General features: G+C 55.5%; 12 protein-coding genes. 8 read left to right on the top strand and 4 right to left on the bottom strand.

From position 1 onward, the window contains the following. Positions 1-3: 3 nt before the first annotated feature. From FEAC_RS06110 to FEAC_RS06095, 4 genes are all read left to right on the top strand, one after another. The gene (locus FEAC_RS06110) at positions 4-969 is read left to right on the top strand and encodes an ABC transporter ATP-binding protein (protein ID WP_052565805.1); all 966 of its coding nucleotides are present in this window, start codon (positions 4-6) and stop codon (positions 967-969) included. After that, on the top strand, positions 966-1,793 hold the full coding sequence (locus FEAC_RS06105) for an ABC transporter permease (RefSeq protein ID WP_035390009.1): 828 nt from the start codon (positions 966-968) through the stop codon (positions 1,791-1,793). The genes FEAC_RS06110 and FEAC_RS06105 overlap by 4 nt, the downstream gene beginning before the upstream one ends. 128 nt (positions 1,794-1,921) lie before the next feature. After that, on the top strand, positions 1,922-2,854 hold the full coding sequence (locus tag FEAC_RS06100; protein WP_035390008.1) for an ATP-binding cassette domain-containing protein: 933 nt from the start codon (positions 1,922-1,924) through the stop codon (positions 2,852-2,854). Further along, the gene (locus FEAC_RS06095) at positions 2,851-3,654 is read left to right on the top strand and encodes an ABC transporter permease (protein ID WP_035390006.1); all 804 of its coding nucleotides are present in this window, start codon (positions 2,851-2,853) and stop codon (positions 3,652-3,654) included. Before FEAC_RS06100 ends, FEAC_RS06095 begins: the two co-directional genes overlap by 4 nt. 214 nt (positions 3,655-3,868) lie before the next feature. Here FEAC_RS06095 and FEAC_RS06090 read toward each other — a convergent pair whose 3' ends face one another. After that, complete coding sequence (locus FEAC_RS06090) at positions 3,869-4,549, bottom strand: hypothetical protein (protein WP_152623107.1); 681 nt, start codon at positions 4,547-4,549, stop codon at positions 3,869-3,871. A 227-nt stretch (positions 4,550-4,776) separates the two neighbouring features. Between FEAC_RS06090 and FEAC_RS06085 the strand changes: the two genes are divergently transcribed. The 3 genes from FEAC_RS06085 to FEAC_RS16170 all read left to right on the top strand — a co-directional run bounded on the left by FEAC_RS06085 (position 4,777) and on the right by FEAC_RS16170 (position 7,425). Continuing rightward, positions 4,777-5,199 carry an NUDIX hydrolase gene (locus tag FEAC_RS06085; protein ID WP_052565803.1) on the top strand — a complete coding sequence of 141 codons (423 nt, stop codon included), beginning with the start codon at positions 4,777-4,779 and terminating at the stop codon, positions 5,197-5,199. 186 nt (positions 5,200-5,385) lie between these two features. Then, positions 5,386-6,717 (top strand): glutamine synthetase family protein, encoded by a 1,332-nt coding sequence (locus FEAC_RS06080; protein WP_236684611.1) that lies wholly within the window; start codon positions 5,386-5,388, stop codon positions 6,715-6,717. Further along, complete coding sequence (locus FEAC_RS16170) at positions 6,718-7,425, top strand: response regulator transcription factor (RefSeq protein WP_052565801.1); 708 nt, start codon at positions 6,718-6,720, stop codon at positions 7,423-7,425. Between the two features lie 13 nt (positions 7,426-7,438). Here FEAC_RS16170 and FEAC_RS06070 read toward each other — a convergent pair whose 3' ends face one another. Beyond that, positions 7,439-7,801 carry a HesB/IscA family protein gene (locus FEAC_RS06070; RefSeq protein WP_081901132.1) on the bottom strand — a complete coding sequence of 121 codons (363 nt, stop codon included), beginning with the start codon at positions 7,799-7,801 and terminating at the stop codon, positions 7,439-7,441. Between the two features lie 163 nt (positions 7,802-7,964). Here FEAC_RS06070 and FEAC_RS06065 point away from each other — a divergent pair, with 163 nt between their 5' ends. Then, positions 7,965-9,089, top strand: a complete 1,125-nt coding sequence (locus tag FEAC_RS06065) for a P-loop NTPase (protein ID WP_052565799.1) — start codon at positions 7,965-7,967, stop codon at positions 9,087-9,089. Between the two features lie 323 nt (positions 9,090-9,412). On the opposite strand, the gene FEAC_RS15495 is transcribed toward FEAC_RS06065, so the two are convergent. Next, positions 9,413-10,600: an ABC transporter ATP-binding protein gene (locus FEAC_RS15495; RefSeq protein ID WP_052565797.1), complete on the bottom strand. Its 1,188-nt coding sequence runs from the start codon at positions 10,598-10,600 to the stop codon at positions 9,413-9,415. Positions 10,601-10,610: 10 nt separating this feature from the next. Next, positions 10,611-12,332 (bottom strand): ABC transporter permease, encoded by a 1,722-nt coding sequence (locus FEAC_RS06050; RefSeq protein ID WP_156099283.1) that lies wholly within the window; start codon positions 12,330-12,332, stop codon positions 10,611-10,613. Between the last annotated feature and the right edge of the window lie 34 nt (positions 12,333-12,366).

Here is a 12,366-nt window from a genome sequence, read left to right as displayed (position 1 = left end):
GTTATGGTAGCCCCAGAGTTCGACACCCAGAACCCTGCCATCGAAGTAAACGAGCTTGTCAAAACGTACCCTGGCTCAATAACCGCGGTTAAAGGCGTGAGTTTCTCCATTCCTCGAGGCGGCATCTATGGGCTTCTAGGCCCCAACGGAGCAGGTAAAACCACTACCTTTGGAATGATCACCACCAGGGTCATTCCCACCTCGGGAACAGTCACGATCAACGGCATCGATGTGGTCGCTCGGCCGGCGGCCGCCAAGAGTCTTCTAGGCGTCGTCCCCCAGTCCAACACCCTAGATCGATCGCTAAGTGTACGCGAGAATCTCACGTTTCACGGTCGCTACTTCGGCATGACCACCAAGGTGGCGCGCACCAAGACTGATCAGTTACTCGAGCAATTCCGGCTCCGAGAACGAGCCAATGCACCCGTCGGCGCACTCTCCGGTGGCATGGCACAGCGGCTTATGGTAGCCCGTGCAGTGATGCATAGTCCGACCATCTTGGTGCTCGACGAGCCGACTACCGGGCTCGATCCACAGAGCAGACTGGCACTTTGGCAGATTCTACGCGACCTAAATGCTGCTGGCCAGACGATCCTGCTCTCGACCCATTACATGGACGAGGCAGATGAACTCTGCGAAGCGATCGCCATTATGGATCACGGACAGATCCTTGCTCTTGACACCCCTGAAGCGCTCAAGCGCTCTTACGCCAAACAGGCGCAGATCTCGCTTGACCTCCAGGGTGCTGACCAAGGTCTAGTGGAGGTCCTGACCAAATCATTGCCAGGCACCACGATAGGTTTTGTCGGTTCAAAGCTCACCATCTCGACTGCTGACCCCACAGACCTCTTGCCCATGCTTGTAAAGGAGCTGGTAGCCATGGAGATCAGCTACCGCAATCTATCGGTAAAACAAGGGTCACTAGAGAGCGTATTTCTAGCCCTGACAGGAAGGGATTTGCGCGAATGAGTCCGACCGTATCCAAACCAACCGTCGTTCGCTCGCACTACGCAAAAACCATCTGGTCACTGGTCATGCGAGATCTTCGAGTACTCATCTCCCGCTGGGTGATGTTCTTGGTTCGGGTAATATCTCAGCCGATCCTGATCGTCTTTGTGCTTGCCTACGTGTTTCCCAAGATTGGGCAAGGGGTCGGCGGGAACGCGGCCGCCGAGGCTCAATTCTCGACCTTGCTCGTGGCTGGTGTTGTTGGCATATCCATCATCACCCAGGGTATCCAAGCCGTCGCGCTCCCGTTGGTCCAGGAGTTCTCCTTCACTCGTGAGATCGAGGATAGGGTGCTAGCTCCGGTTCCAATATGGGGAGTCGCCACCGCAAAAATCATCTCAGGAGCTCTCCAGGCGCTCATAGCGGCATTGGTAGTGTTTGCCGTATCGATCTTTATTCCAGCCACCTCCGTCCACCTGTCGGTTAACTGGCCACTGGTTTTGGCCATCATCCCAATCGCCGCAGTGCTCTCGGGGGCACTAGGGCTCGCCATAGGTACAATCGTTCCCCCCACCCAAGTCGCCTTCATTTTCGCAATAATTCTGTTGCCTATGACCTTTCTAGGTGCCGTGTACTACCCATGGACAAGCCTCGGCGCTATCCCCTGGCTCAAATGGGCTGTTCTCATCAATCCACTGATATATATCAACGAGGGTCTCAGAGCTGGACTCACGACAGGCATTCAGCATATGAACCTTTTTGGGGTATATGCAGGCCTGCTCGGCTTCTTGCTTTTTCTCCTCCTGATCGGCATCCGAGGCTTCAAAAAGCGAGTGATTAGCTGATCATTATCGAGCTAGCATCAACCGACTAGCGGGCTGTTCGCCCAGCGACATTTCAGCATTTTATCAGTATTTTTAGCCAGAATATAGCTAACATGTCTCTTAGTTAACTTGAGGAGACAGTAGAGACGATGATAGAGGCGCGCGGTCTTACTAAGACCTACGAGGGTACGCTTGCAGTCGATCACCTCGACTTTCAGGTGGTCGAGGGTCGAGTGACCGGCTTCCTCGGTCCAAACGGGGCTGGTAAGTCGACGACGATGCGGATGATTATGGGGCTGGACCGTCCCAACGAAGGATCGGTGCTCATCAACGGGCAGAGATTCTCAGAGCTAAAGAACCCGCTTCGCAGTGTTGGCGCACTCCTTGAGGCCAAGGCATATCACCCAGGTCGAACTGCCAGGAATCACCTATTGGCTCTGGCCGCAACCAACCATATCCCAAAGCAACGTGTCGACGAGGTGCTCGACCTTGTCGGGCTGACCTCGGTGGCAGATCGACGAGCTGGGACCTTCTCGCTCGGCATGGGGCAGCGACTAGGTATCGCCGCGGCGCTACTAGGCGATGCACCACTTTTGCTCTTCGACGAGCCGGTCAATGGTCTTGATCCAGAGGGCATCCTCTGGATCCGGCATCTGCTGCGAGGTTTGGCAGCCGAGGGCCGAGGCATCTTCGTCTCTAGCCACCTTATGAGCGAGATGGCGCTCACCGCTGATCACGTGGTCGTCATCGGCCGGGGCAAGCTGGTTGCTGATACCGATATGGCCAACTTCATCGATGCAAACTCTGGCAAGACGACGCTGGTTCGCACCCCCCAACGATCCGACCTTCAAGCGCTACTCACCCAACACAACGCCACCATGACCTTCGTAGAACCCGACGGACTCCAGGTGACCGGGCTCGAAACCGCTGCTATCGGTGAGATCGCCTTCTCCGCGGGGATAGTACTCCATGAGCTTGCTAGTGTCTCTGCAAGCCTAGAGGATGCCTTCATGAGCCTTATGCAAGATGACGTTGAGTTTCAGTCCCACACCACGGTTCGCTTAGAAGGGGAACGCGCATGAGCATCGCTACAACCACCGATCGCCGACAAAGTTTTGGAGACCTCCTCTCCTCGGAGTGGATCAAGATTCGTTCGGTGCGCTCCACCGTCTTCACCCTCCTCGTCACCGCAGTCCTTACGATTGGCATCTCATCGCTCGGTGCTTTCGCAATCGCGGCTAACTGGAACCATGCCGGCCCAGGGCAACGTCTTGCCTTTGACCCCACCTCGCGCAGCCTCTCTGGTGTCCTGCTTGGCCAGTTGGCACTCGGAGTGCTCGGGATCCTGGTCTTTACTGCTGAGGTAGCCACCGGAACGATCAGCGCGACGTTTACAGCGGCATCATCTCGCTCAAAGGTGCTTGTTGCCAAGATCGTTATGTTCGCTATCGTGGCGATTATCGTCGCAGAGATAGTTAGCTTTGCAAGCTTCTTCGTCGGCCAAGCCATTCTTTCAGGCACAACCCCGACCGCATCGCTCGGCGGCACTAACGTGTTGCGTGCGGTAGCAGGCACCGGTCTTTACATGGCGCTGCTCGCCCTCTTCGCCCTCGGGCTTGGCGTGATCGTTCGACATACGGCTGGTGCCATCACCACCTTTGTAGCCCTAGTCCTCGTACTGCCACTTCTGGTGACGGCGCTACCAACGTCATTATCCAACGACATCAATAAGTTTCTTCCGTTCACGATCGGACGAACCCTGATGAGCGTCCATTCCCAACCCAATACCTTCAGCGCATGGGCAGGGTTAGCCATCCTCGCAATCTATACCGTGATCATCTTCCTAATCGCCAACTGGCGGCTCACCAGCCGTGACGCCTAATCGACCGAGCGATCTGCTGGTTATATCCATCGTCTAACCGCGGCCAAGACGAAGAGGCCTGCGGTCGTCTTGCTGGACCCGAGGCCGTGGGTAGCCAGGAGCACGACGCTGCCCACAAATGACGCACCAACAAGCTCGACATCTGATACCTGGCACGACCAATCGAAATCGGTGAACCTCCCTGCCCTTATAGACGGGGCTTCTGGCCCTCCTGTCAGAGCGGAAGAAGCCCACCAGCCGGGGCAGATCCAGGCAAAACCGAAGCGCTAACCGGTGGCTGAATCTGCACCGGCGTCCCCCAACTCGGGAAGGTCAACAGCCACTGGGTTCGGTAACGCACTCGGTGGCCCGAGACGATAGCTGTAATATCGAGACCACGCACGAATGGACCCCCGACGTAGACCGTATAGCCCAACCTATCTATACCGGCGAGTGCCTGCATGAGAGTCGCACGACCATGATGATGCTCTATGGCAAGCAGCTGCCCCTGGGAGAGCGATCCCGCAAACCCCAGGCAGGTCGTCCCATTTATGACTTGCGAGGCGACAGCGTGAACCTGCCCAATCAACTTGATCACTCCAACCACCGCGACAACCTTGCCAATCACCTGTTGACCAAAGCCAACCCTGTACCAGTGGCCGGCTATCAGGCTCCAAGCCTGGCCATTCACGATCCTGGAAGCACCGTAGCCTGACTCAACACCGGCGTTCGCTCCAATCGTAGCCACCTCGCCGTCGCGATCGATCGGATCCCAGGCGGCGTAGACCGTCAACCTACGATCGACACCTGATGTTAGTTCGCTCACTGCGATCGACATCCGCACCGGTGTCGTCGCAAACGCGGCCAACGCAGTTGTCAATGCAGGTGGAGGTACCGTATTCATAGGCACTTTCACTGCGGTCTCCTTCGTTGATGAAGACCTCCGATGGTTAGTAGGACCAGCACACGATGCCATCACTACCCCGAAAACACCAGCTAAACCGAACATAACACCTCGCCGCAGGAGGTGCAGGGCTGCCATCGTATCTAATATCTCCTCGCTCAGTCCTTTTCCCAGCCTGACTTCATGGCCGCTGCTGGGTGCGGCTTCAACTAGTAGTGTAACCCACGGAGGTGGTCGCCATGGGGAAGAGCGAGGTGATACTGGCGGCGGGAGGTGTCATCTGTCGACTTAACGATGAACACGCATACGAAGTCTTGCTAGTGCATCGCCCTCGTTACGACGATTGGTCCTGGCCGAAGGGAAAGTGTGAACCAGGTGAAAGTCTGGCAGATTGCGCGATTCGGGAGGTAGAGGAGGAGACTGGTATACGAACAGAAGTTGGACCTGTCCTCTGTGTTCTTACCTATCTCGATCAGTCCAGGCGTACCAAAACAGTTACCTATTTTACACTTACAATCGTCGCAATCAGCGAACATCAACCTGACGACGAGATCGACAGGCTTGCGTGGGTGAGGTTACAAGATGTAGATCAATGGCTTACCAACAGCGACGACGCCCAGGTAACTACAGCGCTCGTGGCCCATCTAAAGGGACACTCTTGAGGTGAACTAATCGATACATACGGCAACACTACGCTTTTGTCACCCTTTCTGCTGCACAATCGCTAACCAAACTCCAGAGGCTGTAGACACAAAAATCGCTAACAGATCACCAGCCAATGTGAACTCGACATTAACTGTCAAAGGTCCACCGATCCAACTCTGTCACTTCACCCATAGAGTGACTGTGTGGATCCAAGTAAAATACATGAGGATAAGCGGCGGTTTGTGCTGCACGTCGTCGAAGAGCGTCGGATCAAATTCATTCAACTATGGTTCACCGACGTCCTAGGCATTCCTAAATCATTTCAAATCACTCCAGCAGAGTTGGCGAACGCACTCGACGAGGGGATGATCTTCGACGGATCGGCTATCGATGGCTTCTCACGTATTCAAGAGAGCGACGTGATAGCACGACCTGACCCAGATAGCTTCACCATTCTGCCAAATCAGCCACATGTCGCAAGGATGTTTTGCGACATCGTCAACTTAGATGGCACCCCCTTTGATGGCTGTCCACGCAACGTCTTGAAACGCACACTAGAACGTACACGCGCACTCGGTCTTACCTTTTTTGTCTCCCCAGAGATAGAGTACTTCTACCTCGACCCAACGACCACCAAGCCGTTAGATGAGGGCTCCTACTTCGATCTATCACTGAGTGACACCGGTTCAGAGATCCGCAAGGAGACGGTGTTCGCGCTCGAAGAGACTGGGATCGCTGTCAAATACTCCCACCACGAGGACGGCCCGTCCCAGCACGAAATCGATCTGCGCGCCACCGATGCTCTGGCTATGGCCGACAATATCATCACCGCTCGCCTCATTATTTCACGCACTGCGGCGAATGCCGGCGTGCTCGCCACCTTCATGCCAAAACCTCTTGCAGGAGTACAGGGCTCAGGAATGCACCTTCATATGGCCCTTTTCGATGAGGATGAAAATATATTCGCCGACCCCGCCTCGGCTGATGGCCTCAGCAAGAGAGCACATCACTTCATCGCCGGACTCCTCGCCCATGCCGGCGAAATTACCGCAGTAACCAACCAGTGGGTGAACTCGTACAAACGCTTGGTCCCAGGATACGAAGCTCCAGCCCACATCGCCTGGGCGCATCACAATCGTTCGGCACTGGTGCGAGTCCCAGTTGCCCCATCGACGCGCGAAGAGAACTACCAGGTTGAATACCGCGCCCCAGATCCAGCCTGCAACCCCTACCTCGCTTTTTCGGTGATCTTGGCAGCCGGCCTCGACGGCCTCACCAAGGAACTCGACCTCCCTCGCGAGACCAACGAGAACCTCTTCACGTTGCCAGACTCGAAAAGAGATGCGCTCGACATCATCCCACTCCCAAGCAGTCTTGAAGAGGCCCTTCTTCGGATGGAGGAGTCAACTTTGGTGCGTGAAGCTCTTGGGGATCACGTTACTGAATGGTTCATCCGCAACAAACACGCAGAATGGGATCGTTACAATACTCGGATCTCACAGTACGAACTCGGGCGCTATTTGAGGGTGTTGTAGTTGACAACAGTCGCTGTTTACTCTCCAAAAAACGTAGGCAGAGTCATAGATTTCTATGACGACACCGGCTACGAATTCTTGACTATCGACTCGGAGGAGACTACCCTCCCCAGCCAGGTCACAGGGGTTATCGTCGATGCGACCACCGACTTCGAGCAAGCTGTGACGCTGTGCCGAGGAATTCGCAAACATCGGGACAGCGGCGTCGTGTTGTTGCTCCTCATTGAGCGGCACCAGGTGAAAGAGCTGGCGTTACGCGAAGGAGTGATAGACGATTTTGCTGTCTCACCCTTTGACCGGACAGAGCTTGCGGTGCGCCTCCAACATCTGCTGGCACGACATGGGCAACCAGAAGAACACAGCAGAATTGCGATCGGTCCACTGATGTTAGACACCGATACCTATCAGGCGACTCTCGCCGGGACTCCGATGGACCTCACATACATGGAGTACGAACTCCTAAAATTCCTCGCCAGTCACCCAGGAAAGGTCTTCTCAAGGGAGACCCTACTCTCGCGTGTGTGGGGTTACGAGTACTACGGCGGAGCTCGCACCGTAGACGTCCATATCCGCCGACTTCGCGCCAAACTGGGCGAGGCTTACGACTCCCTCATCCAAACAGTGCGCTCGGTTGGCTACAAATTCGGACTCCCCAGCGAGCTGCTGGACGATTCCGAGGAGCAAGCAGACTCGCAGACGATCGTATAGCGCTAGCTATTCGCTAAGAGAACGATGATCCACAACCGCAGGTTCGGGTTGCGTTCGGATTGGTGATATGAAAACCAGCCTCGCTCAGCGAATCACTGTAATCGAGTGTCGCCCCTTTGATCAGCTCAGCCGACGCCGAATCCACCACGACCCTCACGTCACCGTAGGTAGCCGAGATGTCATCATCGGCGATCTCGCTGTCGAAGAACATGTCATAGCTATACCCGGAGCAGCCGCCCGGAGCCACCGCCACTCGGAGAAACAGCGTCTCCGCACCCTCCTCCTCCGAGAGTAAAGCAGCGACCTTCGCCACTGCACGATCGCTCAAGGTGATCACCGATGGGCGCTTGCCAATTTTCACTGATGTCATTGCCATAACTGCTCCTTCAAAATATTCTCTTGTCTACCAGTATAGCGTGAAGCTTTCAGCCCGTTCGGGGGTGACAGACGACCTAACGCACTACCACAACAGGCAGCCCACAGGGCTGACTATTCGGCCTCTTCCATCCTATTCACCGCAGGCGAAGTAGGCTAGATGCATGGTTTCAGACGCTACTCCATCCACGCTGCAGGCAAGGTTACGAGCCGTAGTCGAGGGATTGGCCGACCCAGAGCTTGGTTTGACCTTTGGCGAACTCGGAATGGTCAAGAAGGTAGACGTCTCAAAGCGGCAGATCTCTGTACTAATCGCCTTGACTACGCCTGGTTGCCCACTAAAGAACCAAATCAGATCTAGTCTGCTCGATGCTATTGACGAGGTGGATCGTCATGGTCGCGAACTCACAGTGTCCTTCACCACGCTAACCAAAGATGAGAAGGAGCGAGCCTTGCAGCTTGCTCGCAAAGGTGCTCAAGATGCCAGCACGACACCACCGGAACTCGAAGGAACCCAACTCATCGCCTTCTCGTCAGGGAAGGGCGGGGTAGGTAAATCATCACTCGCGATCGCCGTCGCCGAGAATATCGCGAAGCGAGGTTATCGCGTAGGAGTACTAGATGCAGATATCTGGGGGTTCTCGCAACCACAACTTCTCTCGGCAACCGACCAACGCCTAAGCGCCGATGGAGATCCCCAGAACTTTCAGATCAAGCCCTACCTAAAATCGATCGGGGCAGGATCGCTCGCCGTTGTCTCGATGGGCATGATGGTAGAACAGGCAGAATCGGCGATCATGTGGAGAGGCCTCATGTTATCGAGAGCACTACAGCACTTCGTCGAGGATGTGGCATGGGACAACCCCGACTACCTCATCATCGACTTGCCTCCGGGTACCGGCGATATCCCAATGACGCTCGCCCGCCTACTGCCAGCGACGAAGGTGGCTCTTGTAACCACGCCCTCCCCTCTCGCCAGTCACGTCGCCGAGCGTGCCGCATCCTTCGCGATCAAGGCGAATCTCACCCTCCTCGGCGTTATCGAGAACATGAGTTTCATTGAATGCCCGCACGGGGAGACTCTGACCCCATTCGGTAGTGGCGGTGGAGCCGCAATCGCTAACAGGTACCAGCTCCCACTCCTCGGGAGCATCCCTCTTGCTCCAACCATTTCAGAGTTGTCGGCAGTAGTCGATCTCACCTCGATGATCCTGCAGGAGATGGGCCGACAAGAGCATGACTTGCTACAGTGCACCGCTCACCTCTGGGATGCTGTGACAAACGTGTAACAAGGCTCATCTACGACACAACTTTCACGCCCAAGGTCAATCGATCCATGGTGTCATTGCGAAGACCGTCACTTGCCTCCCCATGGCGTGCACCTCCACCTTCGGAAACGTAACCAGAACACTTGATCGAGCGCAAGTGATCGTCCACCGTCTCCCGCTACATCCCATAATCACCAAAGAACATAGCTCAAGGGTTATCGCCAACACCGCAGCAACTAACCAAGTTGAGAACGCCAAACCTAAATCGCTTGCGAACCAATAGTAGTTTTTGAGTTAGAAGCCGAGCAATGCAGCGCGCTTGAGGATGACAGTTAGTCCATCGACTAGCTGGTTGACATAGAGAGCGAAGCCAAGGATCTGTCTGCTACCAGCGGAGTTGTTGTCACACCGGCGTCTACATCACCAAAGGCGAAACAGCCAACCGGGTCTAGCGATAGTTTAACTTCGGATCCACGATCAAGACGATCTGGCCCAAAAACACCGACGAGCCGATGTCCGTTGGCGACCTCTATAACGTGGTCATAACCACGACCTCGGAAGGCTACGTCACATACTGTACCGCTTAGTTCATTGGTCGCGCGCTGATGATCATCGACTGTCGCTGGTGTCAATGTAGCGGCTGCCGTTCTGATCAACACGTGTACATTGGCACTTGGCTTATTCCTGTCCAAGTTGCCTGCCCTCGCCTTAATTCTGGTATCACCAACTCGGACCACAACGGTCTCATCCCCGATCCACGATTCGATACAGCCTGGGAGTTCACCCGCCAGCCCGGTGAACCGCGCGACAAACGGGGTCTCGGGTGCGGTATAGAGAGCCTCGGGAGTGGAATACTGGACAAGTTTTCCCGCATGTAGCACACCGATCTTGTCTGCGAGCGCGAACGCCTCCGACTGATCGTGGGTTATGTAGACTGCCGTTGATCCGCACTCCCTTGTCAAACTCGCGATCTCGACCCTTAAGCGTTCACGGAGGTCTGCATCGAGGTTTGATAGAGGCTCGTCAAAAAGTAGCAGTCCCGGCTTGGCCACCAATGCCCGTGCAAGAGCCACCCGCTGCTGTTCACCACCGGAGAGGTCGTTTGGGTACTGCTCTGCATGGGTTGCAAGGCCGACGCGGTCAAGCATCTCTAGCGCCTTACGTCGTCGCTCACTAGCTCCCATTTTGAGCCGCCGCAGGGCAAACGCCACGTTCTCGACCGCCTTCATGTGCGGCCATAACGCGTAATCCTGGAACACCATCGCCAGATCGCGCTCCTCTGGGGGTAGATGTTTACCACCACCGGCTACCGTCTTGCCGTCAAAGGCGATCTCACCGCTGTCGAGGGTCTCGATACCGGCGATCAAGCGAATCAGGGTCGACTTCCCACTGCCAGATGGCCCCAGCAGCACAACAAACTCGCCCGATCTTGCCTGGAAACGAACCTGGTCAAGAGCGAGCTTACCCGACACGTAGCTCTTTGAAACTCCGTCAATCCTTAGACTCGGCGCTGTGCCTCCGGCTAATCCCATTTATCACTCCTTACAGTACATTTGCGCCCAACCGTCTCCAACCCTTAGGAGCAAGGAAACGGAACAGGATCGAAATGACGATGATCATGCCAAGATCGATCAAGAGGGCAACGATTGACAGCGCAGTTCCTTGTGAGATATTTGACTTCCCTAGTACCTGTAGTATCGCAACCGCAACCGGCTGGGTACCCGGGGGTGCCAACAACTCTGAAGCTGGTAACTCCAAGAAAGTAGCCGCAAAGGTGAGTAACCAAGCCCATAGCAGGCTAGGGCCGAGGAGTGGCACCGCACAACGCCACCATGATTGGGCAAGACCAGAACCGTGAACCCTTCCAGCGTCCAAAAGAGAGCCCCGGACTTGAGACATCGGTCCTGCGAGAACTCGTGTAGTCGAAGGGAGTGCGCCTGCTAAATAGGCCATAATCAGAACGAGAACAGTGCCATAGATGTCGATACCCAGGCCCGAAAGTATTGGTAGGTTATATGCGAAAATATAGCCCGCTGCCAACACAAGACCAGGCAAGGCTATGGCTGCTAACACAGTCACGTCAAGTAGCCTGTCGATAAAAGTCGTTCCTCGCTTAGAGAGGCGACGTGCGATCACAGCACCAAGGAAGAGCGCCAAGAAGCCGTTCAGCACGGCGAGTTTGAACGAGAATCCGATTGATCCGCCGAGCCCGGATACGCTGAAGAGCCCACGGTAAGCGCTCAAAGTGAAGTTGTGAAGCGACAGGGTTGCGAACGGCTTGAGCATCGAGGAGACCAATGCCCCGATAATCGGAACCCCAAGAGCCACGAAAAAGATGACCACCAAGACACCGAGCACCATAACGTGACCACGGCGAGTGAGTCGAGATCGACCCGCAATCCGCATCCTACCGCCGAGAACGGCGTACGAACGACTCTTCAAAAATCGCTTCTGCAACATCAGCGCCACAGCAACCGCCGCCACCAACATGCACCCGATCACCGCCGCCACACCGAAGTTCGCCGGATATGACGATAGAGCGACATAGAGGTTGTAGGTAGCTATCGGGAAATGCGCGTTAGGTGCAATCACCGCTGCAGTACCGAAGTCGGCGATAGACTCGGCAAACACGACAATGAGACCGGCAAAAATAGACGGGAGCACCATCGGAATCACCACCCGAAGCGTGCTGAGTCTCCCTCCGCCGTGCACCCGGGCTGCATCCTCAAAGCTTGATCCGAGCGCTGAAATGGATCCAGCGACCGCAAAGTAGGCAAACGGTATCCCTTTGATTGCCAGGATCAAAGTGTAGCCAGCTGGGCCAAAGAAGATCTTGGTGTAGCTCGCACTATATAAGCCAAGCGAGGCCAACAGCCCACCCTGGCCCAGCATTACCTGCCAACCAACTGCGATGATGTAGCTCGGCACTAACAAAATCGTCCAGATCGAGATAGACCAGACCCTACGACCGGAGACGTTGGTCCGCTGCAGTAGCCAGGCCAACACGATAGCAAAGGTCACTGCCAGGAGTGCGGCTAAAACACCGACCACCAGCGAGTCAGCCATCCCTTGCAGCGTGACTCCGGTGAGTGCCTGCTGAAAAGCTGAGATCGTAAACCAGGAACTCCCCTGACCGAACAAGCGCGGCGAGATCGCCAGGATCAAGAAACATGCCGTCGGCACCAGGAGGACGACTACTAGGACAACCCAGAAGATCGGCCAACCCAAGAACTCAGCGAGTCGACCCAACCACCGAGTTAGCACCGAACCTGATCGTTCGTGATGCTTACTGTCGACA

Origin of the sequence: Ferrimicrobium acidiphilum DSM 19497 (assembly GCF_000949255.1) — a bacterium.
Classification (GTDB): Bacteria; Actinomycetota; Acidimicrobiia; order Acidimicrobiales; family Acidimicrobiaceae; genus Ferrimicrobium; species Ferrimicrobium acidiphilum.
Note: the sequence above shows the minus strand (reverse complement) of the source record. Positions and strands in the feature narration are given on the sequence as shown.